We start from the raw sequence: 26,245 nt of genomic DNA on the forward strand, positions 1-26,245 counted from the left end.
GCTTTAAATTTTGGACACTTGCTGATTACAAGCGAGTGATACCACTGCGGAGTGGTAGTTCAGTTGGTTAGAATACCGGCCTGTCACGCCGGGGGTCGCGGGTTCGAGTCCCGTCCACTCCGCCACTTAATATCGACAACCTCGCCCATGCGAGGTTTTGTCAAATCTAGAATATAAGCATTCTACAGGGGTGTAGCTCCAATTGGCAGAGCAGCGGATTCCAAATCCGCGTGTTGGGAGTTCGAATCTCTCCACCCCTGCCATATATCAAGGCTCTGACTTAGGTCAGAGCCTTTTTTGTATCTGCTTGCCACTATGCATGTGTCCTCTCATCCCACCTATATGCCTTTCTGCTGCCTGCTGCTCTTTGTAAGTATTTATTAACTCACCAACCTATTAGACTAGTCGTTATAACCAAGAGATCCGAAATGTTAGCAATAAATGAGAATCATTACTTATATTTAGTTACACTCGACTCATCTGGATTAATGAGTAACTATTCATGGATATCTCTCGTCGTCGCTTTATTCAATCTTCTTTGGCTATTTCTACTCTAGCTGTTCTACCAGCTTGTACTTTATCGCGGCAGCAAGATAAAAACGGGCATTACATTTACGATCTAACTGCAGAGCCTTCTACGGCTGAACTAGTGCCCGGTTTCAATACTGAGGTATTAGCTTTTAATGGGCGTATACCTGCACCGATAATTCGTTGCCGACAAGGGGAAAAGGTAACAATCAACTTCATCAATAAGCTATCAGAGCCGACGACGATTCATTGGCATGGCTTGAGGATTCCTATTGAAATGGATGGAGTTCCGTTTTTAAGCCAGGCTCCTATCATGCCCGGAGAGACTTTTACGTATGAGTTTATTCCGCCAGATGCAGGTACGTTTTGGTATCACCCACACATGAACAGCGTTAAGCAGCTTGGTATGGGGTTGGTTGGGCTAATAATTGTTGAAGAGGCTGAGCCTGTTCAGTTTGATGAAGAGCATGAAGTCGTCCTCAAGCATTGGCATTTAGACAAGCAAGGACAGTGGAAGAATCTAATGGTGCCGCGCTTGAGTGCACGTATGGGAACGCCAGGAGAGTGGAGTAGCGTCAATGGTATTCATGAGCCTGTTTATACGCTGAAGCAGAACGCGACTACGCGATTAAGAATTGCTAATGTCGATAACACCATTACCTATCCGATCGCGATTGAAGGCACAGAGGCTTGGGTTATTGCCATCGATGGCAATCCAGTTAAAACGCCTTATAGGCTCACTCAACACAAAATTGGTCCGGGAATGAGATTGGATATCGGATTGATTGCTCCGAAGGCTGGAGAGCGTGTTTATGTGCGTCAAATGAAAGGGCGCTTCCCATTATCTTTGTGTGAGTTTGAAGTTGTTGAGTCTGACCTGCCAAGCAACAAGAAACTGCCTTTATTGCCTCTCAACCCTGTGCCTGATCTTGATTTGGAAAATGCGGAGCAAATCGATTATGTGTTTGAATGGGAGGGGGCGATCACTCCTGCCGATAAATCGGGCAAAGCGATACCTAAATTCTGGCTGATGAACAAACGAGCTTGGGAGGGAATGAGTAAAGATAATATCCCAGCACCACTTTCAAAATTGGAACTTGGAAAAACCTATATCTTCAATTTGAAGAACGTTACTCAATATCATCATCCTATTCATCTTCATGGGCATACATTTACTGTTCTTGAGTTAGATGGCAAGAAACTTGACGAACCGTTCCATACCGATACGGTTTTACTTGGAAAAAATGGCAGTGCCAAAGCTGCCTTTGTTGCTAACAACCCTGGACGTTGGATGTATCACTGCCATGTTATTGAGCATATGAAAACCGGTTTGATGGGGTATATTGAAGTAAAGTGACTTCTGTAACTTTTTTAATCTCAGCGTGTTTTAAATGCAATACGTTGTCGAATTCTAAAATTTCACCATCAATATCGCTTTAGTTTTGGTTACAATATCGTCATCAATAGTGTTGGGGGGAATTATGGGGCAGTTTTCCATTCTTGGTTTTATTGCGCTAGGTGGTGCTTTTGGTGCGTGTTCTCGTTACTTGATATCTGAACTGTGTGTCATTTTATTGGGGCGTGGTTTTCCATACGGTACGTTAACCGTTAATGTGGTTGGTTCATTTATAATGGGCTTGTTGATTGCTGCGTTCGACAATGAACTGTTGGCAACAGAACCTTGGCGACAAGTGATTGGTTTGGGATTTTTAGGGGCACTGACGACGTTTTCCACCTTTTCTATGGATAATGTTTTACTTATGCAGCAAGGTGCATTTTTTAAGATGGGGTTAAATATTTTATTAAATGTGGTGCTGAGCATCTCTGCTGCGTGGATCGGTTTCCAATTATTGATGCGCAGCTAGCAAAGTAGTTAAAAATTAAACAGGTCGGCTTGGTTTAACCAGGCCGTTTTTATATACTGATATCACTTGTCGGAGTGCCATAAGGCTGAGACCGTTAATTCGGGATCCGTTGAACCTGATCAGATTAGAATCTGCGAAGGGAACAAGAGAAGATATTTATACCGGAGTTCTTTCTGGTTGACCTATCAAATAGTCGAATGTTGTTATAGGCAAATTACTTAAGCTTTATTTAGCCTTAATTTGACTCCTCTTGTCGCATCTATCCGCCAAGCATTTTTATCCAATTACTTTTTATCTAGTATAACAAAGCAAGGAAAAATGCTATGTCGAGTCGCAAACAAGCGAGACTGGAAGCAAAACAGTTCATTGAAACACTCTCGGTACAGCCGTACCCAAATTCCACAAAAGTATATGTAGAAGGTTCACGTCCAGATGTTCGTGTACCTATGCGTGAAATAGCGCTAGCAGATAGTCTGATTGGTGGCACAAAAGAAGCGCCAATCTTCGAGCCTAATGAGCCAGTACGCGTTTACGATACCTCTGGTGTATACACAGACCCAGAACACACCATAGACCTTTATAACGGCTTACCAAAGCTAAGAGAAAGCTGGATTGAAGAGCGCGGTGACACAGAGTTACTTGATGAAGTAAGCTCGGTATACACTAAAGAACGTTTAGAGGATGAGACGTTAGACGACCTGCGTTACGGTAACCTGCCACGTATTCGACGCGCTAAGGATGGGCAGTGCGTCACTCAGCTGCACTATGCTCGCAAAGGCATTATTACCCCAGAAATGGAATTCATCGCGCTGCGTGAAAACATGGGTCGTGCCAAGTACCGTGATGATGTGCTGAATCAACAGCATCCTGGTCAAAGCTTTGGAGCGAATCTTCCAAAAGACATTACCGCCGAGTTTGTTCGCAAAGAAGTTGCCGAAGGTCGCGCGATTATCCCTTCCAATATCAACCACCCAGAATCCGAACCAATGATCATTGGACGTAACTTTTTGGTCAAAGTGAACGCCAATATCGGTAACTCATCGGTGACGTCTTCGATTGAGGAAGAAGTTGAGAAGCTCGTTTGGGCGACACGCTGGGGTGGGGATACCGTTATGGATCTCTCTACTGGACGTAACATCCACGAAACTCGCGAGTGGATTCTGCGTAACAGCCCGGTTCCGATCGGTACTGTACCTATGTATCAAGCGCTTGAGAAAGTGAATGGAGTTGCCGAAAACCTTAACTGGGAAGTGATGCGCGATACTCTGATTGAGCAAGCAGAACAGGGCGTTGATTACTTCACTATCCATGCCGGTTTACTACTTCGCTATGTGCCAATGACTGCAAAGCGTGTTACTGGCATCGTCTCTCGTGGTGGTTCTATCATCGCGAAATGGTGTTTAGCGCATCACCAAGAAAGCTTCTTATACACCCACTTCCGAGAGATCTGTGAAATCTGTGCTAAGTATGATGTGGCTCTTTCTCTGGGTGATGGTCTGCGTCCTGGTTCGGTTGCCGATGCTAACGACGAAGCGCAATTTGCAGAGCTTCGTACTCTTGGCGAATTGACCAAGGTTGCGTGGGAATACGACGTACAGGTCATTATCGAAGGTCCTGGTCATGTTCCAATGCATATGATCAAAGAGAACATGGAAGAGCAGCTAGAGCACTGTCATGAAGCACCATTCTATACGCTTGGTCCACTGACTACAGATGTTGCACCGGGTTACGATCATATTACTTCAGGTATTGGTGCTGCCATGATTGGTTGGTATGGCTGTGCGATGCTTTGTTACGTCACACCAAAAGAGCACCTTGGCTTACCAAACAAAGAAGACGTTAAGGTCGGCATGATTACTTATAAGCTTGCAGCACATGCAGCTGACTTGGCGAAAGGGCACCCTGGTGATCAAGTTCGTGATAACGCGCTTTCTAAAGCTCGCTTCGAGTTCCGCTGGGAAGACCAATTCAACTTGTCACTCGACCCTGATACAGCGCGCGCTTTCCATGACGAAACCTTGCCTCAAGAGTCTGGAAAAGTTGCTCACTTCTGTTCGATGTGTGGACCAAAGTTCTGCTCCATGAAGATCTCGCAAGAGGTTCGAGAGTATGCGAAAGACACTGAGCAAGTTGCTGCGGACCAAGCTATCTCGATCAAAATGCTCGATGACCCTCTTGAGGGTATGCGTCAGAAATCGCAAGAATTTAGAGATACAGGTTCTGAGTTATACCACCCAGCAGCACATGCCGAGGTAAGTGACTAATGAGCAAAATCCTTATTCCGTCATCATTGATTGAACTGACAGGTTTAGTTCAGCAATGTTTGTTGTTGGCGAAAGAACAGGGTTTTAGTATCGAAGACATTGAGTTGGGTGTGAGCCTAACTCAATCTATTCAGCTCGTTCGCGACCAACAGACCACACACATAACGACTGATCTCCTTGATGATTATGACTCTGAGCATGAGAGTTCATTTGTGCTCTATTACCGCTCTGCTTTATCGGTAGAAGCGTGCGCTAAGCAACCGTCGAAAGCGATTCATATTGGCATTGCTGATACGCAGGTATCCGATGAAAAGGAGAAAGTGCTTCAACTTGATATCTGGCGTCACCCAATTAACAACGAAGTGAGAGCGCTTTCCTTTAAGTCCAAATTCAACGCAGTGCTCGATCCCGAACATCACCTTGCTTGGATAGTAACGCTGACAGTACTCGATTTTCCTATCGAAGATGCGTTAACACTTGCTCGAGGAATGCTAACTCAACAAGCGAATGTTTCACGTGAAACACTGCTTAATGACAACCTTGACGAGGGTCGAACTACTCAGTGGGCTGATCAATTTGATAATTTCCCCACACCTGTACTGGAGGATAACCGACTAGGTATTCAAGTTGGTTGGTCTGCACAAGGCGAGAGCGTTAGCTTTCCAACTCTAACTAAGCAAAGTCTAGGGCTCTATCCAGTCGTTGATGATGTTGCTTGGATTGAGCGTCTACTGCCACTGGGCATCAACACTATTCAACTTCGAATCAAGAACCCACAACAAGCCGATTTAGAACAACAGATCATTCGAGCAATTGAGCTAGGTCGTCAGTATCAAGCACAAGTGTTCATCAATGACTATTGGCAGTTGGCAATCAAGCATGGCGCTTATGGCGTTCACCTAGGACAAGAAGACATAGAAGAATCGAATTTGGCTCAGCTAACTAAAGCTGGCATTCGTCTTGGTCTTTCTACTCATGGTTATTATGAGCTACTGCGCATCGTACAAATTCATCCTAGTTACATAGCGCTAGGGCATATTTTCCCAACCACCACTAAACAGATGCCATCGAAACCACAAGGTTTGGTGCGTTTGGCACTGTATCAAAAGCTGATTGATAGCATTCCTTATAGAAACACAGCGTCGGCTTTCCGTCCTTCGAAAGACAAAACTGTGAGTGGCAATGTGCTCGGCTTTCCGACGGTCGCAATTGGTGGCATTGACCAATCTAATGCTGAGCAAGTTTGGCAGACGGGCGTTTCTAGTTTGGCAGTTGTGAGAGCTATTACGTTGGCGGAATCGCCTCCGTCCGTCATCGAGTTCTTTGCACAACTGATGAAGGAAAGACAGCTAACGTTTACTGATCAGAATAGTAAATTCGCGCATACCAAGAGAGGCGAGCATGCTCACGGATAAGCAGTTCCTTCGCTATCAGCGCCAAGTCGCTCTGCCTGAAATTGCCGAAATTGGGCAAGAACGTTTGAGCAAATCGCATGTTCTGATCATCGGTTGTGGTGGATTGGGGAGTGCAGCGAGTTTGTACTTGGCGTCAGCGGGCGTTGGTAAATTGGTTGTGGTTGATGATGATGAAGTTGATAGCAGTAACCTACAACGCCAGATCATTTATCGTGAACAAGACCTCCAAGTTGAGAAAACAAAAGCGACTGTAAAGCAACTTACTGAACTTAATTCTATGGTCCAAGTTCGTGCTCTCAAAAAGCGATTAGACAAAGCACAGCTGCAACTTGAGGTGATGCTAGCGGATGTGGTGCTCGACTGCACCGATAACATGCCAACGCGCCAGCTAATTAACCAAGTTTGCTTCGAGCAAAATACGCCACTCATTTCAGCAGCGGCAATTGGTTGGCAAGGACAATTCGCTGTCTTTGATTACCAAACACCAAGTGAACAAGAAGAGCAGAGTAAAGCGTGTTACCGCTGCTTGTATCCGTTCGACGAATTACCACAAAGTCAAAAATGCAGTGAGAGCGGTGTCGTCGGTCCGGTGGTGGGCACACTTGGTAACTACCAAGCGATAGCGGCAATTCAAAAACTGGCGACGGGAAAGTTTCATGTCGAGACTGCCAAGTTACACCTGTTTGATGGGTTGAAACTGCAATGGCAAACCATGGCGATAAGTAAAGATAAACAGTGCCAAGTGTGTGCTCAGATTTAGCTTACGAGTAATGGGCAGAATTAAGAGAGTTGGAAGCAATGACGTTATCAGAACAACAAACAACACAAATGACCGTTGCTGACTTAGATGTGATCACTATTGTCATCAATGATCAGTCACATCAAGTTGCCAGTCAGTCGAATCTACAGCAAATCATTAGTCAATTTGCGCTGCCTGAAATGGGCTGTGTTTTTGCAATTAATAACAATGTTGTGCCGCGCAGTGAGTGGGCTAGCACAGTTCTTTCACAGGGAGATAGCATCTCTTTGTTTCAAGCGATCGCAGGGGGTTAAAGTCGATGCTTAAAATTGGTGATAAACAATTCGAATCAAGACTGTTCATGGGAACAGGGAAGTTTGCCAACAGCCGACTAATGGCAGAAGCGATTCAAGTGTCGGGATCTCAACTTGCAACCATGGCGTTGAAGCGTGTGGATGTGAACGACCAACAAGACGATATTTTGCTGCCGTTAGTACAAGCGGGTGTGAACTTACTACCGAACACCTCAGGTGCAAAGAATGCTAAAGATGCTGTGTTTGCTGCACAACTGGCGCGAGAAGCGTTGGGGACTAACTGGCTAAAACTGGAAATTCATCCAGACCCGAAGTACTTGATGCCCGATCCAATTGAGACACTTGCAGCCGCAGAGCAATTGGTTCGCGAAGGTTTCATTGTGCTTCCTTACTGTCATGCTGACCCAGTTTTATGTAAACGATTGGAAGAAGTAGGCTGTGCTGCGGTCATGCCATTAGGTGCGCCTATCGGTTCTAACAAAGGGATAGTTTCTCACGATTTCCTAGAGATCATTATCGACCAAGCTAATGTTCCTGTCGTTGTCGATGCGGGTATTGGCGCACCTTCACATGCCGCGCGAGCGATGGAAATGGGCGCGGATGCCGTGCTCGTCAATACTGCGATTGCAGCTTCGAGCGATCCCGTTGCGATGGCGAAAGCATTTAAGTTGGCGGTAGAGTCGGGGCGTATGGCTTATGAAGCCGGACTTGCTGGTAAGGTTTCTCATGCGGTTGCGTCGAGTCCACTGACGTCATTCCTAGATGAGCTTTAGTCCTAGATTGGTTTAGCTATTAAGCGAGGAAAACATGAGCTTCGTTGAACAATTTAAGCAGCTTAATTGGGATGACATTTCGATGTCGATCTACGCGAAAACGGCACAAGATGTTGAGCGAGCATTGAATAAACCCAAGCGTGATTTGGAAGACTTTAAAGCGCTAATTTCACCAGCGGCTGAAGGATATTTAGAGCAAATGGCGCAGTTGTCATACTCGGCAACTCGCAAGCGTTTTGGTAATACCATGTCGCTTTATATTCCATTGTACCTTTCTAACTTGTGCGCCAATGCTTGTACTTATTGTGGCTTCTCGATGGAGAACAGAATCAAGCGTCGCACTTTGAATAGGGACGAAGTGGCTGCAGAAGTCGAAGCCATTAAACGCATGAAGTTTGATAGCGTATTGCTGGTGACTGGCGAACACGAAACCAAAGTAGGCATGAAATACTTTCGCGAAATGGTGCCGATGATTAAGAAGCGCTTTAACTATTTGGCTATGGAAGTACAACCGCTAGATCAAGACGAATACGCAGAGCTCAAGACATTGGGTTTGGATGCGGTGATGGTCTATCAAGAAACGTATCATCCTTCGACTTACGCCGAGCACCATTTACGAGGTAATAAAATGGATTTCGAATACCGATTGGATACACCCGATCGTCTTGCAAAAGCAGGCATCGATAAGATCGGTATCGGTGCTTTGATCGGCTTGGAAGAGTGGCGTACCGACTGTTTTTATGTGGCAGCGCACTTGGACTATCTTGAGCGCACGTATTGGCAGACTCGTTACTCGATTTCTTTCCCACGTTTGCGTCCTTGTGAGGGTGCCAGTTCTTTAAACGGAAAGCAGCCCAAATCAGTCATGACGGATAAGCAGCTTGTTCAGTTGATTTGCGCTTATCGTTTGTTGAATCCAGAAGTTGAGTTGTCATTATCGACTCGTGAATCACCGAAGTTCAGAGATAATGCATTACCGTTAGGTATCACCAGTATGTCTGCAGCATCGAAAACTCAGCCGGGTGGGTATGCGATGGATGATGTTGAACTCGAGCAGTTTGAGATCAGTGATGAACGAAGTGCTGGTTCTGTGGAAGATATGATTCGAGCCAAGGGCTTTGACCCAGTATGGCGAGATTGGCACTCGGCGTATTCTGGTTAAGTAGCAAAGAAAGCCACTGGTCATCGTTATGTTTCACGTGAAACATAGGCAAAAGTAGAGAGTTGATGCAAAACATCAACCCTCTACTTTTTTCTAGCTTCTAGCTTCTAGCTTCTAGCTTCTAGCTGTGTGCTACTGGTAGCGTTGCTTGACGAAGCCACTCTTTCACATCACCTTCAACAAGTGGGCTGATCTCATCCCATACTTTCTGGTGGTAATCATTCAGCCAAGCAAGTTCTGGACGAGTTAACATATCAACATTGATGTTGCGTTTGTCGATTGGGCAGCGTGTTAGTGACTCAAATGACAGAACAGGGAAGTCACCGTTAGTTGGGGTTTCAACAACAAGCTCTAGGTTTTCAATACGGATACCAAACGCATCTGCACGGTAGTAACCTGGCTCGTTGGATAGCACCATACCTTCTGTTAGAGGCACGTCGATTTGCTTTTTCGAAATGCTCGCTGGACCTTCATGCACACTTAGGAAGTGGCCCACACCGTGGCCAGTGCCGTGATCGTAATCGTAACCTTCCGCCCATAGGTGCTGACGAGCTAGAGTATCGATTTGATAACCACGTGTGCCTTTCGGGAAACGAGCTCGAGCAACGCCAATATGACCTTTCAGCGCCAACGTAAATTGCTTCTTCATTTCTGCAGAAGGTTGACCAATCGCGATAGTACGCGTGATATCGGTAGTGCCATCGAGATACTGACCGCCTGAGTCCACAAGGTAAAGCGTGTTCAGTTCTAACTTACCAGGTTCAGGTTGGTTCTCGTGATTGTAGTGACACATGGCCGCGTTGCCGCCTGCCGCTGAAATGGTATCGAAGCTGAGATCCATTAGCGTAGGGTCTTCGCTACGAAATGCTTCCAGTTTGTCTGCTAATGTCGCTTCGTCATGCAGGTTACCAGCAGCAACTTCCGCATCTAACCAACATAGGAACTTGCTCATTGCCACGCCATCGCGGATATGACACGCCTTCATACCGGCAATTTCAACCGAGTTCTTCGCCGCTTTTGGCATCAGACATGGGTCTGCTGCTGCAATCACGGACGCACCAGAGTTTTGTAGTACTAGCTTAAACCAAGCGTTACTGATTGCAGGGTCAACTAATACCTTTTTACCTGTCATGGCTTCAAGGCGAGATTGAAGTGCTTCTGGGTGGTGAACGGTCACACCGGTGCCTACGTGAGCGTCAAAATCAGCAGGTAGACGAGCAGGATCGAGGAAGTATTCCACGCTTGAATCTGAGTGCAGAATCGCGTGAGAAAGCAGAACTGGTAGGCGTGATACATCCAAACCACGTACATTCAGCAGCCAACAAATAGAATCTAATGCTGTGATCACAGCGCTATCTGCACCTGCTTTTTTAACCAGTTGTGCGATCTCTTGACGCTTATTCTCACTTGATTGACCGACGGCTTCTGTTGGCATTAGGCGAACGTCAGAGACAACAGGCGCTGGGCGGTCATGCCACAACTCATCAATTGGGTTGTTGGTCAGAATATTTAGCTCAAGCTTTCCAGCCAGTTTAGCTTGTGCCATATCTAGCCAAGCTGAGCTGTGCATACGAGGATCAATTGCGACAGATGCGTTTGTTGGCAGGTTGTCTAGAACCCAATCTAAAGCTGGTTCTTCAATAAGGTGACGATATTCAAATAGGTCACCAGGGACTTGCTTGGTGACTTGAACGGTATAGCGGCCATCAACAAAGATAGCGGCTTTGTCTTTGGTGATTACCGCAGCACCAGCAGAACCAGTAAAGCCTGTTAACCAATGTAAGCGCTCGTTGTGCGCTGGGACGTATTCACCCAAATACTCGTCCTCGTGCGGAACCAGTAGGGCATTAATATTATGTTGTATAAGCCATTCGCGAATCGCATTCACGCGGCTGAGAGTTTCGTTGTGCATCTGTTTTATTCCTTCAAATTACCGCTCCTTCATGCTCAGGTGTGGGAGCTGTTTCCTTCTGCTTCATGCAGTTTATGATCAACGCAAGTTTGCAATGACTTAGGTTGAGTCGGAGTACAACTAGGCCATAGATGAGCCAAAAAGGACTACGACAGTTAAGCTACTCATTTTACCCGCTAAGCGCAAATTGAGAGCGGTATTTTTATCTAAGGTGATCGGTTTTTTGTGTGATCATCGTACGTAGCCAACCCAATGCAGGGTCGTTTTCTCTGTCTCGGTGCCAGAATAAAGTGTATGCCATAGGTGGAAATTCTAGCGGGAGTGGTAGTACGACCAAATCAAGCTGTTTAGCAGCGAGCTGCACAAAATGGCTTGGAGCGGTAAAAATAAAGTCAGTGTAGGAACATAAACTTGCGGCACTATTAAAGTCCGGAACGGTGACGGCAATATCGCGGTCGGCTCCAATATCGGCAAGGCGATAATCTAACAGCCAACGGTCGTTGCCGTCACAACGCACTTGTACGTGACGCAGGGCGAGATACGCTTCGAGGTTCCAAGGCTGTTTTAATGCTGGGTGATTTTTGCGAATAATACACATCTGGTGATCTCGATAAATTTCCAGTTCGCATATGTCATCGGGTGGCAGCAGAGTCAGCTTGGCATCATTAATATCGATGTCTTTTCCAGTTAAGCCTAAGTCTAGCTCGCCACGTTGCAGCATTTTAAAAGTATTATCGGACCAAGGGTGAGTGCTGATCGTCACCCCAGGGGCTTGCTGAAAAATCGCCGGTAAGAAATGGGGTAGAATCAGAGGGTAAACACTTTCAACCGCTGCTATTTGAAAACGGTATTCGCTACTTTGTGGAGAGAACTCTTCTGGTTGAGTCAGTACTTCTAACTGGTTTATCAACAGATCCAGTTTCGGCTTAAGAAACAAAGCGCGTGGTGTTGGCGTCAATCCATGCGAGTTTCGGGTGAACAGGGGATCATCAAATTGGATGCGCAGTTTAGCCAGTGATTTGCTCACAGCGGATTGACTTAAGCACAGTCGGTGGGCGGCTCGGGTGACATTTAACTCTTCTATCAAAACTTTAAAACAGACCAATAGATTTAAATCGATACGAGCCAGTTTTTCGACGTTCACGGTGAATTTCCTCTAAGGAATAATGCTCATGATTATACATCATTTCCATTCATATCATCAGATGATTAAGCTCTATCCAAAGTTCTTTATCCAATTCGGAGTGTTGTGTGCCTAGCCAGTTTTCTAATAGTAAAAAACAGATGGCGTTATTGACCCTTTTGGTTCTTTTCAGTCCTCTTGCGATTGATATTTATCTACCTGCTTTACCTCTTATTGCTTCCACTTTTCAGGTCGATAATGCGCTAGCACAAGACACGATCACTTGGTTCTTATTTGCGATGGGGGTCGGGCAACTGTTTGCTGGCCCTTTGGCAGATAAACTCGGACGTCGAACTGTTGCATTGGGCGGTATCACTATCTATGCGATGAGCGCTTTATTGGCGTGGAGTGCTCAAAATATTGAATGGATGTTGGTTTCCCGACTGCTACAAGGCTTAGGTGCGTGTGCGACATCGGTAGCAGCCTTTGCAACAGTTCGCGATATCTTTGGCCCGGAAAAAAGCGGCAAAATGATCAGCTACCTTAACGGTGCGATTTGTTTCATTCCGGCTTTAGCTCCAATTCTAGGTAGCTGGTTAACTCAGCAATTTGATTGGCGAGCTAACTTCAGCTTTATGGCTGGCTTTGCCGTTGTGTCCGGTTCATTGATGTTTTTCATGATGAAAGAGACTAACCCATCAACGGAAAAGCAAGCCGTGTTTAAGCTCAGCCGTTACTGGGCAGTGCTTAGTACGCCATCTTTTGTCTTCCATGCTTCACTGTGTTTAATGGCAATGGCGGTTATTCTCGCGTATGTCACCTCGGCGCCATCGGTATTGATGACAGGGATGGGGTTGTCGATGAATGAGTTCACCTTCTGGTTTGGTGTAAATGCAGTGATCAATATTGCGGCTTGTATGCTTGCGCCTAAGTTTATGGAGCGCGTTGGCACGCACAACACTTTGGTTACGGGGATCTCGACTCTGGGCCTAGCAGGTGTGATTATGCTGGTGATGAATGGTCAGAATACCGCGCTTTCTTTCATGCTACCTATTTTCATATCGTCAGTGGGTTTTGCATTCATTCTGGGTGCAGCAGCAGGGAAAGCATTGGAACCGTTTGGTGACAAAGCGGGTACGGCTGCGGCACTGCTTGGGTTGTTCCAAATGAGTGGCTCTGGTTTGTTGGTTGGTACGTTGCAGCGTTTATCTTTGGAACCTCAAACACTGATCGCAATTCATATGTGGGTTCTATTGCCTGCGTTGGTGGTTCTGTTTACAAAAGCAGGTAAGAACTGGCATTCAAGCCTTGCGAAAGCGTAAATCAGTGTAATTTAGTATTTTCCAATGTAAGTAAGGCGTGTATATTTGTCGTTCAGACTTTTCCTGACACCATAACGGAACTCAAAAAGTAATGTCGTTAACCACGTATGAAATGGCTCGTATTCTAGAGCAAATGGAAGATTCACCAGAAAAGGTGATGTTTGGCAAGTTGCTTAATGAGCTGGGTAATCAAAGCTCCGAGCGTATTCGTAGTGCGGCTAAACAAGTACCTCTGCCAATTTTGCGTGATATCGTGTACCAATTCCAGCAAGTGATTGAGTCGCGCAAAGGTGAACAAGTTGAGCTGTTGGCAAAAGATCTTGCTCAACAGGGCATCTCAGCTGATGAGCTTCTTGCTTACTTAAATAAACAATAAAAAGTCCCCGCCACTGCGGGGATTTTTTTATCGCGTCAACTTGTTCTTTATAACATGGTCAATAGAGATAACTCCCGGTCCCCATACGATGACCACTAAAATCATCAATCCCCACAATTGATGGTCATAGAACCCTTTTTCCCACAATACCGGGTAAGAGATGACCGCGATGATATTGAACACAAACAGAATCGCAGCCATCGGGCGGGTAATTAATCCCAACGCTAAAAATACTGGCAGAATTAACTCGGCAGTCGTTCCCATGTAGGCCGCTAACTCCCAAGGCAAAAGTGGCACTTGGTATTCCAATTCGAATAGATACAGCGTGCTATCCCAAGAAGAAACTTTGATTAACCCTGAATTGAAGAACACCCATGCAACCCATAAGCGACAAAAGAGAAGTAGTAAAGGGACAAAGCCAGCTTGTAAGGTATTGATCAAGTCGTCGTACCGATTGACTAAGTTTTTAACCGTATTCGTCATAGAGTGCTCCTTAGATTGATTTCAATGTAAAGCCGTCAACGAGATCGAGTGCCATGATGCTATTAAGGTGAACGAGCAAAGCTTCGGGTATTTCGCTCAAACTCTGCTTCTGCTCTAAACATTGCAGCAGTTGAAAAACATCGGTATCGAGTGCGTGACATTGAGCTTCTCCATTGGCTTGAATCGAGATGACACCTCGCTGTAATTGATTGATATTGAGCTGTTCAAAATCTTGGTGTTGAATCGCATGAAAGAGATCAAATACGGCGTAGTTTGAGTCAAAGCTGCGGCTGCCAGTGCGCAAATGAAACACCAATTGAGGTTGTTGTTCTTCCGTCACTTGGGTAAGTGCAGATAGAGGGATTCGATTTGGTTTTTCGACTTTCTCATTCTGTATTTGTCGAGCTAAGTCCATATGCCATTCAAACCTTGCGACTTCAGGAGTGTACGGGGCTTGGGTCATGACCTGACTAAACTGCATAATCGTATCTTGAAAGCCCACACCATAATGTACGACATTACCTTCTGCTAAGGGGTGAGAAAGTACGTGTTGGCGAGCAATTTGATCGAAGCACTCTTTTCCAACTAAGGCTTCAACCATTGGGTAGGTCGCTGCCAATACCTCACTCAAGCTGATGATAAAGTTATTGCGGTAAATCTGTATGCGTTCATCTGCGGTAAACTTGTCACTCACAATGTCGCATTCTTCACCGAGCGCTTGATAATGTAGGGCTTTAGCAAATCGACTCTGCAAGGTCGCAAGATTCATGACGCTTTCCTTTTGCTCTTTTGGTCAATTAAATGATTTTTCTGCAATAGTGAGGATGCTTTTTCTGCTTCGCCAAGAAGTATTTCTGGTGCAGGAATATCCAAATCCCATTCAATCAGCGTATGGCGAGGGCCGTGTTTTTGTGTCCAACTAACGAACAGCTGCCATACTTCATCACTGACGGGACGGCTATGAGTATCAATCCAAATCTCACCTTTATCCAACGTCTTAATAGTAAAACCTGCCAAATGAATCTCGTCGACTTTGTCGGCTGGAATCGCATCTAGGTATGTGTCGCAATCAAAACCGTGATTGAAGGCGGAAACATATACGTTATTTAAGTCGAGTAATAAACGACAGTCGGTGCGCTTTTGCACTTCGGTAAGAAAATCCCATTCGCTGATGGTTGAATGGTGAAACTTCACATAACTAGATGGGTTCTCAATTAAGATTTCACGTTGTAGATGTTCTTGCACTTCAAGCACGTTACGAGTGAAGACTTGCAGCGCTTCTTCCGTGTAAGGCAAGGGAAGTAGATCATTGAAGTAGTGACCACCATTTTCACTCCAGCTTAAATGGTCAGAAACGAAGAGCGGGTCAATTGTATTTATCAATGCTTTTAGTTGTGCTAAATGTTTCGTATTCACACGTTCCACCGAGCCCAGCGATAAACCAATACCGTGGCAACTGATGTGGTAGTGCTCGCGTAATGCTTGCAGTTGATGGCGCTCTACTGAGTTGGGCTGAAAGTAGTTCTCGCTGTGGATTTCTAACCACGACAGCTCAGGTTTATGTCGGCTAAAATAATCGAGATGAGGGGAGCGTAATCCAACACCAGCAAGAGGATGGAAAGAGTGATGTTTCACGTGAAACTCCTTTTCTGATTGGCGAGTAACTGGGGGCGTTGGTTAAAGTGCAACGCGCCCCACAGAAACTTGTGATGTTGAGTTATGAGCCGCTGGTGCTACCGCCAGCCAATTTGTCACACAATCCTTTAGGAACGACAACAAAAGCATCTTTTTGGTTGTCTTCTTTAGAGGTACCCGCGCAAGAGCTGTTTTTCGTTGCGCAGTCATTTTTACCGGCTTTCGCCACGCCATAACACTTTTCTTTTTCTGCTGCGACAGCAGGGGCTGCGGTGAGCATGGTGCCACCAAGAGCAAGAAGGCCAGTAACAGCAGCAGTAACAGCAAGATTCGATTTTTTCATCATAATTTCCTCTGAGTGATTTCCTTTTACTTTCATTCGGCAAGTCGATTCGCCGTTTGGCGTACAACCTTTATCCACTTGCTTAAATTAAAAGATAGAGATGAGGCAGAAAAACTTTCATAAAAATAACTCTCGTGAATGGTTTTGGAGTGATTACCTTCGTTAACTCTTTGAATGAAAGATTAAAAAAACAACGAATTTTTTATCAAGTTTTGTCTAAACAGCACCCAGCTGTTTAGGTTATAATCGGTTTTTATGTATAAATAACCAGTAGCTCATCATGATGGATCCATCTCTATTACTCGACGGTCTAAACGATAAACAGCGTGAAGCCGTTGCAGCTCCTCTAGAAAACTTACTTGTCCTTGCTGGTGCAGGGAGTGGTAAGACTCGCGTTCTTGTTCACCGTATCGCTTGGCTTATGTCAGTCGAGCAAGCTTCTCCTTTCTCGATCATGTCGGTCACCTTCACCAATAAAGCGGCAGCAGAAATGCGTGGTCGTATTGAAGAGTTGATGATGGGCAGTGCATCTGGCATGTGGAATGGGACTTTCCACGGTATCTGTCACCGCATTTTGCGTGCACACTATCTTGATGCCAAGCTACCGGAAGATTTCCAAATCATAGACAGCGATGATCAGCAGCGCTTGTTAAAGCGTTTGATCAAAGCACAAAACTTGGATGAAAAGCAGTGGCCTGCACGCCAAGTTTCATGGTGGATTAATGGTAAGAAGGACGAAGGATTACGCCCATCGCATATCGACGCTTATCACGATCCAGTGACCAAAACTTATTTGCAGCTGTATACCGCTTACCAAGAAGCGTGTGATCGTGCTGGCTTAGTGGACTTTGCGGAAATTTTGCTGCGCGCGCATGAGCTACTGCGTGACAACAAGTTTGTGCGTGAACACTACCAAGCACGCTTTAAGCATATCTTGGTTGACGAATTCCAAGACACCAACAACATTCAATACGCTTGGCTACGCATGATGGCTGGCCCAGATTGTCACGTGATGATTGTTGGTGACGACGACCAGTCAATTTATGGTTGGCGCGGTGCAAAAGTCGAGAACATTGAGAAGTTCACGCTGGAGTTTCCGAGCGTGAACACCATTCGTCTCGAACAAAACTATCGTTCGACGAAGACGATTCTTGAAGCGTCCAATACCTTGATTGCGAACAACACTGAACGCATGGGTAAAGAGCTGTGGACGGATGGCAATGTGGGCGAGCCGATCTCGGTTTACAGCGCTTATAACGAGCTTGATGAAGCGCGCTTTGCGGTCAATAAAATCAAAGAGTGGCAAGAGAATGGCGGCGCATTGAATGATGCTGCGATGCTGTATCGTAACAACGCGCAATCTCGTGTTTTGGAAGAAGCATTAATTCAGGCAGGCTTACCGTACCGTATTTACGGAGGCATGCGATTCTTCGAGCGTCAAGAAATCAGAGATGCGTTGAGCTACTTGCGTTTGATGGCGAATCGCAACGATGATGCCGCGTTTGAACGTGTCGTGAATACCCCAACACGTGGTCTGGGCGATAAGACGCTAGAGACTATCCGTCGTGCTGCTCGTGATAGAGGTTGCACTATGTGGGAAGCCAGTCTGGCAATGCTCGATGAGCAAGTATTAACGGGTCGAGCAGCTGGCGCGTTAAGTCGTTTTGTCGAATTAATCACCGCGCTGGAAGATGACACATTAGAAATGCCATTGCACGAGCAAACGGACCACGTGATCAAGTACTCGGGTTTGTTTGCGATGTATGAACAAGAGAAGGGCGAAAAGTCTAAAGCTCGCATAGAAAACTTGGAGGAGCTGGTTACCGCCACTCGCCAATTCGAAAAACCAGAAGAAGCGGAAGAAATGTCTCTGCTGACGGCATTTTTAACACATGCGGCTCTAGAAGCGGGCGAAGGTCAGGCGGACGAATTTGAAGATGCAGTCCAACTGATGACGCTGCATAGTGCGAAAGGTTTGGAATTCCCATTGGTATTCATGGTCGGTGTGGAAGAAGGTATGTTCCCAAGCCAGATGTCCGCTGAAGAGGCAGGGCGTTTGGAAGAAGAGCGCCGTCTGTGTTATGTGGGCATGACGCGCGCGATGCAAAAGCTCTACATTACTTACGCGGAAATGCGTCGCCTATATGGCCAGGACAAATACCACAAACCATCGCGCTTTATTCGTGAATTACCAGAAACGTGTTTGGATGAAGTGCGCATGAAGGCGCAAGTGAGTCGCCCTTCAAGTAGTGGACGTTTTAGCCAAACCGCAGTAAAAGAAAACTTCAATGAGACTGGTTTTTCACTAGGTTCTCGTGTGATGCATCCGAAATTTGGTGAAGGAACGATCATCAACTTTGAGGGCAGTGGCCCACAAAGCCGAGTGCAGATTGCTTTCAATGGTGAAGGCATTAAATGGTTAGTCACCGCTTACGCGAGACTGGAGAAGCTGTAGGGCTTTGTGAAAAAATGAACATAAGAGCTGCTTCGGTGGCTCTTTCTGTTTTGGCTGTTTTGAATCAACAAAATGCTGAAAGATAGGGAGCTAAATGACGCTATTCGAAAAGGCTCTTAGTCTAAATCGCTTATCTTTAGACAAAGAAAAACCCCGAGGGCTTACGCCCGTCGGGGTTATAGTCTTACTCGCAGCAATCCAGCTACTAAAAGTGCTCCATGCATCAAATCCTTGATAGCGTGCTGCATTCCTTCAGCTTAATCCTTTCGTCGCCTTCCTAGCGGTGTCCTTGACCTTATCCTGGTCTGCTAACCATCCTCGTTAGCTCTCATCACTTGTTCCCTGAGCGGTGTCCATGACATCATCCTGATGTTCAGTCCTTTCCTCGTCCAGAGGTGTCCATTTCCCGTCCTTAGTAGCAACCGTCCTAGTTGCTATTGATTCCGTTCAATGTCCAGTTTTGCAATCCATGCCCGACTATTCATCCTGAATACCCGTTTCTTCTTCCTGAAGTTCACCAAATCCGTGGTGTTTCCTGTTCCGTGTCAGCATCCTCCCGACAAGGTTCATATTACGCTCTTCACGATTCTCAACAATGGTCGAAGCCCACATTTTTCTCAATTAAAAGCGTTTGAAAAATAAACATGTTTATATTATTCAATATCTTATGGTTATTCGTGGGCTGTTTTACCATTAAAAAAGAGAGGTTTGCTCCACTCCTTGTGAGAGATCTCGCACAAGGAGTCGAGCAAAACAGGCCTATTTGCCGATTGCTGCTCCTTCTCGACGAGGATCTGCGGCACCTTCTAGTCCATCTTTTGTTATGCGTATCGCATGCAGTCCAGAATTCAAATCACGAACATTGGTTTTAAAGCCCATCTTCTCCAGCTCTGGCTGTAAGCCTTCTGCAGCGGTACCTTGCTCAATATCTAAGGTGCCAAAACGGTCGAGTAATCGTGGTTGATTGATTGCTTGTTGGATATCCATATCCCATTGCGTGTGGGCAATGATTGTTTGCGCCACGTAACCGATGATTCGACTGCCACCCGGAGAACCTATCGCCATGTAAGGTTTGTTATCTTTCATCATAATGGTCGGGGCCATTGAAGATCGTGGACGCTTGCCTGGTTCTATGCGGTTGGCGATTGGGATTCCGTCGTTATGAGTACGGAAAGAAAAATCGGTCAGTTCATTATTGAGCAAGAAGCCACGCACCATTAAGCGCGAGCCAAACGCATTCTCAATGGTGGTCGTCATGGAAACCACATTGCCTTGCTTATCGACGATATTGAAATGGCTGGTGGAAGGGAGTTCAATGGACTCGTCCATGCTTAAGTTCATTGCGTGCGACCACGGAGGATTGCCCGCTTCAACTTTGCTTAGTGCTTTGCCGACTTGGATCAGCTCTGCTCGCTGCTGGAGGTAGCTTTTATCAAGCAAGCCTTGAGTTGGCATCGGCACGTAATCTTGGTCTGCCATGTATTTACCACGGTCAGCAAACGCTAGACGCGATGCATCGGCGAGTACTTGCCAAGATTTAATGCTGTTAGCACCCCAGCCTTTGAGATCGTACTGTTCAGTGATCGCCAAAATCTGACCAATGGTGAGCGCGCCAGAGCTTGGTGGTCCCATGCCGCAAATGTCATAGCTTTGGTATGCTGCACAAACCGGCTCACGTTGTCTGATTTGGTAGGTATCAAAGTCGGGTTGGGCTAATACACCGGGGTTACCTGGCGCGTTTTGTACCGTCTCGATAATGTCTCTGGCGATATCCCCATGGTAGAAGGCTTGGGCGCCTTGCTTAGCAATAGCACTCAGCGTTTGTGCGTATTCAGGGTTTTTTAATAGCGTACCTTCGGTTTTTGGCGAGCCATCCGAGTTAAAGAAATAGGCTTTTGTGACTGGAAAGCGTGATAAACGCTCGGCGTCTTTTTCTATCAAGCTTGCTAGGCGAGGACTGACTTTGAATCCTTGCTCCGCAAGCGAGATAACAGGCTGAATGATCTTTTTCCATTCCAGCTTGCCGTATTTCTGGTGAGTATCCCACAATAGTTTCACGGTGCCTGGTGTTGCGACAGAGCGTCCACCAACCACGGCATCGTAGAATTGCAATGGCTGACCGTTCTCATCTAAAAATAGCTTTGGCGTTACGGCGAGGGGGGCGGTTTCACGCCCGTCGTAAGTGGTCAGTTTTTGCTTTTCGCTATCCCAATACACTAAGAACGCACCGCCACCAATACCTGATGACTGGGGTTCAACTAAGCCAAGCATCAATTGCACCGCGACCATGGCATCTATCGCATTCCCGCCTTGCTCAAGTACGTCTGCACCCGCTTGAGTCGCCAGTGGGTTAGCAGCGGTAACCATATAATCTTTAGCTTTGACCAGCTGCTTTTGCTCAATGCCAGTGCTGTGCTCTGGTGCGACCGAATCTGCAGCTTGGTTAGCGAAGGCTTGTCCAGTGAAGGTGAAAGGGGAAGTAAGAAAAAGACCCGAGAGTACGAGTCGGTTAAATGTCCATTGCATGATGACTCTCCATGTTGCCAACTAAGGTTATTCAGCTTGGCAGCCACGGAGATAGTCGTCGAGTTTCCTATTAAAGAAATGTCGAGTGTGCGACGCTTTTAAATCAGAGAGTTATCGAGAAAGGAGCGGAAGGTTTGCACTAAAATACTGCTGCCAACTAGAGTAAATACCACACCACATAAACCATCTATATAAATGCTGGCTTGCTGCAATCTTGTTTGCAAGCGCTGCGTTGACAGCATCCATGCAAGGCTAGAAAACCAGAGTAGCGACAAACCAAACAAAATCACCAGAGCAATTCCTTTTCCTGTCACCGACATGCCCACTGGGACAAGGCTCGACATTAAACTCACAAAAAATACTAAGGCTTTGGGGTTGAGAATATTGGTTGCGAACCCCTTGGTAAACGCCTGACGTTTATTACCGATCACAAGGTTACTGTTTTTGCTTGGCTGATCAGAAAGTGGGTTTTTGATCATCGCGATCACGCCGCGCAGTGCACCGATACCCAAATACAACAGATAGCTGCCCCCAAGCAATTGTAAGACGGAGTAGAGCAGAGGATGCTGGTGAACTAAATAGCTCACCCCCGTTAGGCTGAATAAAGAATGCAGCAAAATACCGACTGATAAGCCAAGCGCAATGTATAAGCCAGTTTGACGGCCATGACGGGTGGCATTTTGTACCACAAGCGCAAAATCCGGACCTGGGCTCATTAAGGCAATGAAGTGGATACTGGCAAGCGTTAAAAGGATAGTCGATTCATTCATAACACATCTCAAAACATAGTGGATATGAGCTATTGTCGTGATTCTTATTCGGTAGTGCTTGTAAAAAACTAGCAGTACTGAATACCACAGCGTATGAGATATTAGCGTGCCACTTGTGAAGGCGAGACGCCATAGGTTTGTTTAAACGCTTTACTAAAGTGGGCCTGATCATAAAAGCCCACTTGATAGGCGACGTCCGTACCACACCATCCTGCTTGGAGTAGTTTCATTCCTTGCTCTAATCGCAAGCGAGCAAACCAAGCGTAGGGAGTCATCCCCGTTTGCGCTTTGAAATGGCGTTGAAACTGCGTGGGGCTCAGTTGGCAGAGCTCTGATAGTGCATCTAAACGAACCGTTTGGTCGAGATTCGCCATTAAGTAATCTTTTAAGGTATGTAAAGACTGTTTCCCAAGAGGGACCACTTTTTGCCTCGCGAGTGATCCGTAGCGATCAAAAAGTTGATTAAATCCTTCAAAAGGAAGGCAATCTTTGGTGAGTTGGCTGAGGTTATCGCGGCGAAGAAGAGCATGCAAGTTACTAAGTTGTGAAAATATCTGTGGATCTGAGATGATCAATTCATTAAAGCGGATTATTTGACCATTTTGACTAAGATCGGCAAGATCGCTGAGTAGGTGCGGCTCGATCGCAAATACATTCACTTCATAGCCACTTTCGAGCTTAGAGTGCCCGTCGTGCAGTTCATCTGGCGGCATAATTACGATTTGCCCATGACCCACTTGATGGCTACAGCCTTGATATTGGAACTTTTGCGTGCCATGCGTGATCAGACCGAGGTGAAAGTCCAGATGATAGTGCCTTTGGAAGGCAAACTTCTGGTATTTCGCCTCGATCAGGCTCAGCTGATCATGGTCGGTTGCGTAGTATTGAATCTGTTCCATTACATACAAAAAAGCTTGGTCACATTATGACCAAGCTTATCTGGCAATTTCTAACTTGTCTTGTAAAAAACGATCACTGTGGCTGAACGATTCGGCGTGAGCGACGGTTGTTGCGCAGTCCATCAAAGCTAAATACGACTAGCGCTCCCCAAATAAAGGCAAAGGTAATCGCTTTATCCATGCTAAAGGGTTCGCCATACATCAGTACTGCAAGTAAGAACATCAAGCTTGGGCCTATGTACTGGAAAAAGCCCAACGTTGATAATTTGAGTCTTGTTGCCGCACCCGTAAAACAAAGTAGGGGCAGTGTGGTAATCACACCTGCTGCAATCAACAAGCTATTTAATGCTAACGGGTTAGTGAGCATATTCGACGTTGGGGTTTCTGCAATAAACAGCAGATACACGGCGGCGACAGGCAGAAGGAGTAATGTTTCGATAAACAATCCTGTTTTTGCATCGACACTGACTTTCTTCCTTAAGAGGCCATAGAAGCCGAAACTCATTGCTAACGCCATCGCAACAACGGGCACGGAGCCGAATACAATCAATTGGACCAGTACACCACAGCCCGCTAATACGACAGCAAACCATTGCAACTTACGAAGTCGCTCTCCCAAAAAGACCATGCCGAGCAAGACATTGATTAATGGGTTAATGTAATAGCCTAAGCTCGCGTCAAGCATATGATTGGAATTGACCGCCCAGATGAAAATCAGCCAGTTTCCGCCAATTAATACAGAACTTGCGATCAGGTAAGCGATCTTCGTTTTGTCTTTCGCGATGTAGTAAGCCGAGCGCCAGTGACGGCCAAAGTGAAGGAGTGCGGCAAGCAAAAAGAAAGACCAAATCACCCGGTGGCTCAGAATCTCCAAAGGGGATACTTGTGCGATGGATTTAAAATACATCGGCGCAATGCCCCACATGGTATAGGCACCAATCGCCAGCAAGATACCTTGCCGAGCGCGTTGTTGTTCGTCTTCTGGTGTCATGAGGTGTCACCTAATTGTGTGTTTATAGAGCAGAAAATCAGTATACGAGTCGTGATGCGAAACACCTAGCAATTTGCGGTTTTATTCACCACGAAACCCCATTACAATGTGCCCTCACTTTGTGTGCCTGGGCATGCAAAAGCATTTCTACGATCACTCAATCTGAGATTATTCATGACCTCAACCTTGCTAGCCGAACAATCAGATACGCCTGTAACGCCTCAACGTGTGTTGGAGGAAGTCTTCGGTTACCAGACGTTTCGTGATGGTCAGCAAGAAGTTATTGAAGCCGCTATCGAAGGCAAAGACAGCTTAGTCATCATGCCGACGGGTGGTGGTAAATCTCTCTGTTACCAAATTCCGGCGTTAGTGCGCTCAGGGATTACCTTGGTGATTTCACCGCTGATTTCATTGATGAAAGACCAAGTTGATCAACTGAAAGCCAATGGCGTAGCTGCGGAGTGTGTGAACTCGACCATGAATCGAGAAGAGCTACTGAGTGTGTATAATCGCATGCACTCTGGTCAGCTTAAGCTAGTGTATGTTTCGCCAGAGCGCGTGTTAATGCGTGACTTTATTGAGCGTTTAGAAAACTTACCCTTATCTATGATCGCCGTGGATGAAGCACATTGTATCTCTCAGTGGGGACATGATTTTCGCCCAGAATACGCGGCGTTAGGTCAGTTAAAGCAACACTTTTCACATGTACCTTTTATGGCACTCACTGCCACCGCCGATGATGCGACGCGTCGTGATATTCTAGAACGCTTACGCTTACATGAGCCTCAGGTGTATCTAGGAAGCTTTGATCGTCCCAACATTCGTTACACCTTGGTAGAAAAGCACAAACCGGTTTCTCAAATCATTCGCTATCTAGCCACCCAAAAGGGAAGCTGCGGCATTATTTATTGCGGCAGTCGTAAGAAAGTTGAAATGGTGACCGAGAAGCTATGCAACAACCATATCCGCGCTGCTGGTTATCATGCAGGGATGGATACTGAAGAGCGAGCTTACGTTCAGGAAGCTTTTCAACGTGATGACATTCAAATCGTCGTTGCGACGGTTGCATTCGGCATGGGTATCAATAAGCCAAACGTGCGCTTTGTTGTGCATTTTGATATTCCACGTAACATCGAGTCCTATTATCAGGAAACTGGTCGAGCAGGGCGAGATGGCCTGCCTGCCGAGGCGATGATGTTGTATGACCCAGCCGACATCAGTTGGTTGCGTCGTATGTTGGATGAAAAAGATGATGGACCGCAGAAGCAGGTAGAAAGCCACAAACTCAATGCGATGAGTGCTTTTGCGGAAGCGCAAACCTGTCGTCGTCAGGTACTGCTCAACTATTTTGGAGAGTATCGCGAAAAGCCGTGTGGTAACTGCGATATCTGCCTGGACCCACCAAAACACTTTGATGCGACCGAAGAAGCGCGCAAAGCCTTGTCGTGTGTTTACCGCGTTAACCAAAGTTTTGGTATGACGTATGTGGTTGAGGTGCTGCGTGGGATGCAAAACATTCGTGTGCGCGAACACGGCCACGATAAAATTTCGACTTACGGCATTGGTCGTGATCACAGCCATGATTACTGGGTGAGTATCTTCCGCCAGTTAATTCATAAAGGGCTGCTATTTCAAAACATCACTCGTAACTCGACGTTGCAATTAACCGAAGAAGCACGTCCATTACTACGTGGTGATGTGCCTTTAGAACTTGCAGTTCCACGTTTAGATACCGCTGCACGTGCCGCGAAGTCGGATAAACTGACCAGCAAAAACTACGATAAGAAGTTGTTTGCCAAACTACGTAAGCTACGTAAGTCGATCGCCGATGAAGATGGTTTACCACCATATGTGGTATTCAGTGATGCGACCTTGATTGATATGGCAGAAATGCTGCCAACGTCATACGGCGAAATGTTAGCGGTTAGTGGCGTTGGTCAACGTAAACTAGAAAAATACGCCGATCCATTCTTGGATCTGATCCAAGAACACATTACTCACCACGGATAAGGAATCCATATGCACAAGGAATTTGGTCTCGCTGATTACATTGTTGAAGAAGGGCGTCTTATTATTACCGCTCCAAGCTTCGACCTCGATACTTTTCCGGCATTGGGTGAGCGTTTGGTGAAATTATTATCTGCGTCAGTGGTAGAAAAACAGTGGGATGCGGATATTCACTCTTGGTTGATCGATTTTGAAGGCTGCCGCTTATTTATGAAAGCGGAGCACTACAGCGAAGCGATTTGGTTTGAAGCGCTAACAATAGAAGAGAGTAGGGAAGAGCTCGACTATTTAGCCGGATTGTTCCAACGCGGCTTCTAAATTCAAGTTATCTATTCTTTAAAGG

General features: G+C 46.1%; 23 protein-coding genes, 2 tRNA genes and 1 riboswitch. Of the genes, 15 read left to right on the forward strand and 10 right to left on the reverse strand.

What is annotated here, in order from left to right; genetic code table 11:
• The first annotated feature begins 48 nt into the window (after positions 1-48).
• From NB463_RS17070 to thiH, 10 genes are all read left to right on the forward strand, one after another.
• Positions 49-125: transfer RNA gene (locus tag NB463_RS17070), tRNA-Asp, on the forward strand.
• Positions 126-186: 61 nt separating this feature from the next.
• Positions 187-263, forward strand: a tRNA-Trp gene (locus NB463_RS17075).
• A gap of 239 nt (positions 264-502) precedes the next feature.
• Entirely contained in the window at positions 503-1,885 is a 1,383-nt protein-coding gene (locus NB463_RS17080) for a multicopper oxidase family protein (RefSeq protein ID WP_258431732.1), read from the forward strand.
• Between the two features lie 124 nt (positions 1,886-2,009).
• Complete coding sequence (gene crcB / locus NB463_RS17085) at positions 2,010-2,393, forward strand: fluoride efflux transporter CrcB (RefSeq protein WP_005397071.1); 384 nt, start codon at positions 2,010-2,012, stop codon at positions 2,391-2,393.
• A 60-nt stretch (positions 2,394-2,453) separates the two neighbouring features.
• Positions 2,454-2,552, forward strand: a riboswitch (TPP riboswitch).
• A gap of 164 nt (positions 2,553-2,716) precedes the next feature.
• Positions 2,717-4,657 (forward strand): phosphomethylpyrimidine synthase ThiC, encoded by a 1,941-nt coding sequence (gene thiC / locus NB463_RS17090; RefSeq protein ID WP_258431733.1) that lies wholly within the window; start codon positions 2,717-2,719, stop codon positions 4,655-4,657.
• Positions 4,657-6,072: a thiamine phosphate synthase gene (locus NB463_RS17095; protein WP_258431734.1), complete on the forward strand. Its 1,416-nt coding sequence runs from the start codon at positions 4,657-4,659 to the stop codon at positions 6,070-6,072. The genes thiC and NB463_RS17095 overlap by 1 nt, the downstream gene beginning before the upstream one ends.
• Positions 6,059-6,832, forward strand: a complete 774-nt coding sequence (locus tag NB463_RS17100) for a HesA/MoeB/ThiF family protein (RefSeq protein WP_258431735.1) — start codon at positions 6,059-6,061, stop codon at positions 6,830-6,832. Before NB463_RS17095 ends, NB463_RS17100 begins: the two co-directional genes overlap by 14 nt.
• 38 nt (positions 6,833-6,870) lie before the next feature.
• On the forward strand, positions 6,871-7,125 hold the full coding sequence (gene thiS, locus NB463_RS17105) for a sulfur carrier protein ThiS (RefSeq protein WP_258431736.1): 255 nt from the start codon (positions 6,871-6,873) through the stop codon (positions 7,123-7,125).
• A 5-nt stretch (positions 7,126-7,130) separates the two neighbouring features.
• Positions 7,131-7,898, forward strand: a complete 768-nt coding sequence (locus tag NB463_RS17110) for a thiazole synthase (RefSeq protein WP_258431737.1) — start codon at positions 7,131-7,133, stop codon at positions 7,896-7,898.
• A 34-nt stretch (positions 7,899-7,932) separates the two neighbouring features.
• Positions 7,933-9,060 (forward strand): 2-iminoacetate synthase ThiH, encoded by a 1,128-nt coding sequence (gene thiH / locus NB463_RS17115; RefSeq protein WP_211915713.1) that lies wholly within the window; start codon positions 7,933-7,935, stop codon positions 9,058-9,060.
• Positions 9,061-9,181: 121 nt separating this feature from the next.
• Here the strand turns inward: thiH and NB463_RS17120 are convergent, their stop codons facing one another.
• Both NB463_RS17120 and NB463_RS17125 read right to left on the reverse strand, forming a co-directional pair.
• Positions 9,182-10,972 (reverse strand): aminopeptidase P family protein, encoded by a 1,791-nt coding sequence (locus tag NB463_RS17120; RefSeq protein WP_258431738.1) that lies wholly within the window; start codon positions 10,970-10,972, stop codon positions 9,182-9,184.
• A 202-nt stretch (positions 10,973-11,174) separates the two neighbouring features.
• Complete coding sequence (locus NB463_RS17125; protein ID WP_006743068.1) at positions 11,175-12,116, reverse strand: LysR family transcriptional regulator; 942 nt, start codon at positions 12,114-12,116, stop codon at positions 11,175-11,177.
• Between the two features lie 140 nt (positions 12,117-12,256).
• Between NB463_RS17125 and NB463_RS17130 the strand changes: the two genes are divergently transcribed.
• Together NB463_RS17130 and tsrA are read left to right on the forward strand one after the other, a co-directional pair.
• Entirely contained in the window at positions 12,257-13,417 is a 1,161-nt protein-coding gene (locus NB463_RS17130) for a multidrug effflux MFS transporter (protein ID WP_405054832.1), read from the forward strand.
• A gap of 91 nt (positions 13,418-13,508) precedes the next feature.
• On the forward strand, positions 13,509-13,793 hold the full coding sequence (gene tsrA / locus NB463_RS17135; RefSeq protein WP_005397034.1) for an H-NS-like global regulator TsrA: 285 nt from the start codon (positions 13,509-13,511) through the stop codon (positions 13,791-13,793).
• Positions 13,794-13,820: 27 nt separating this feature from the next.
• Here tsrA and NB463_RS17140 read toward each other — a convergent pair whose 3' ends face one another.
• From NB463_RS17140 to NB463_RS17155, 4 genes are all read right to left on the reverse strand, one after another.
• A complete protein-coding gene (locus NB463_RS17140) occupies positions 13,821-14,276 on the reverse strand; it encodes a DoxX family protein (protein WP_258431740.1) in 456 nt (151 codons plus the stop codon).
• Positions 14,277-14,286: 10 nt separating this feature from the next.
• Complete coding sequence (locus NB463_RS17145) at positions 14,287-15,045, reverse strand: HvfC/BufC N-terminal domain-containing protein (RefSeq protein WP_145533211.1); 759 nt, start codon at positions 15,043-15,045, stop codon at positions 14,287-14,289.
• Entirely contained in the window at positions 15,042-15,911 is an 870-nt protein-coding gene (bufB, locus tag NB463_RS17150) for an MNIO family bufferin maturase (RefSeq protein ID WP_145533209.1), read from the reverse strand. The genes NB463_RS17145 and bufB overlap by 4 nt, the downstream gene beginning before the upstream one ends.
• A gap of 82 nt (positions 15,912-15,993) precedes the next feature.
• Complete coding sequence (locus NB463_RS17155; protein ID WP_031780600.1) at positions 15,994-16,254, reverse strand: BufA1 family periplasmic bufferin-type metallophore; 261 nt, start codon at positions 16,252-16,254, stop codon at positions 15,994-15,996.
• Positions 16,255-16,534: 280 nt separating this feature from the next.
• Here NB463_RS17155 and uvrD point away from each other — a divergent pair, with 280 nt between their 5' ends.
• A complete protein-coding gene (gene uvrD / locus NB463_RS17160) occupies positions 16,535-18,709 on the forward strand; it encodes a DNA helicase II (protein WP_005397027.1) in 2,175 nt (724 codons plus the stop codon).
• Positions 18,710-19,468: 759 nt separating this feature from the next.
• Here uvrD and ggt read toward each other — a convergent pair.
• The 4 genes from ggt to rarD all read right to left on the reverse strand — a co-directional run bounded on the left by ggt (position 19,469) and on the right by rarD (position 23,895).
• Positions 19,469-21,235, reverse strand: a complete 1,767-nt coding sequence (gene ggt / locus NB463_RS17165) for a gamma-glutamyltransferase (protein ID WP_145473420.1) — start codon at positions 21,233-21,235, stop codon at positions 19,469-19,471.
• Positions 21,236-21,333: 98 nt separating this feature from the next.
• Positions 21,334-22,005, reverse strand: coding sequence for a LysE family translocator (locus tag NB463_RS17170; RefSeq protein WP_258431742.1), 672 nt, complete (start codon positions 22,003-22,005; stop codon positions 21,334-21,336).
• Positions 22,006-22,106: 101 nt separating this feature from the next.
• Positions 22,107-22,904 carry an AraC family transcriptional regulator gene (locus NB463_RS17175; RefSeq protein WP_031780599.1) on the reverse strand — a complete coding sequence of 266 codons (798 nt, stop codon included), beginning with the start codon at positions 22,902-22,904 and terminating at the stop codon, positions 22,107-22,109.
• Positions 22,905-22,977: 73 nt separating this feature from the next.
• Entirely contained in the window at positions 22,978-23,895 is a 918-nt protein-coding gene (gene rarD / locus NB463_RS17180) for an EamA family transporter RarD (protein ID WP_253645162.1), read from the reverse strand.
• A 174-nt stretch (positions 23,896-24,069) separates the two neighbouring features.
• On the opposite strand from rarD, the gene recQ reads away from it, so the two are divergent.
• Both recQ and NB463_RS17190 read left to right on the forward strand, forming a co-directional pair.
• Positions 24,070-25,905 (forward strand): ATP-dependent DNA helicase RecQ, encoded by a 1,836-nt coding sequence (recQ, locus tag NB463_RS17185; protein ID WP_258431743.1) that lies wholly within the window; start codon positions 24,070-24,072, stop codon positions 25,903-25,905.
• A gap of 9 nt (positions 25,906-25,914) precedes the next feature.
• The gene (locus tag NB463_RS17190) at positions 25,915-26,220 is read left to right on the forward strand and encodes a DUF3630 family protein (RefSeq protein ID WP_047010220.1); all 306 of its coding nucleotides are present in this window, start codon (positions 25,915-25,917) and stop codon (positions 26,218-26,220) included.
• Positions 26,221-26,245: the final 25 nt, after the last annotated feature.

The sequence above is a fragment of the Vibrio sp. RM-41-2B genome, from assembly GCF_024744415.1.
Taxonomy (GTDB): domain Bacteria; phylum Pseudomonadota; class Gammaproteobacteria; order Enterobacterales; family Vibrionaceae; genus Vibrio; species Vibrio diabolicus.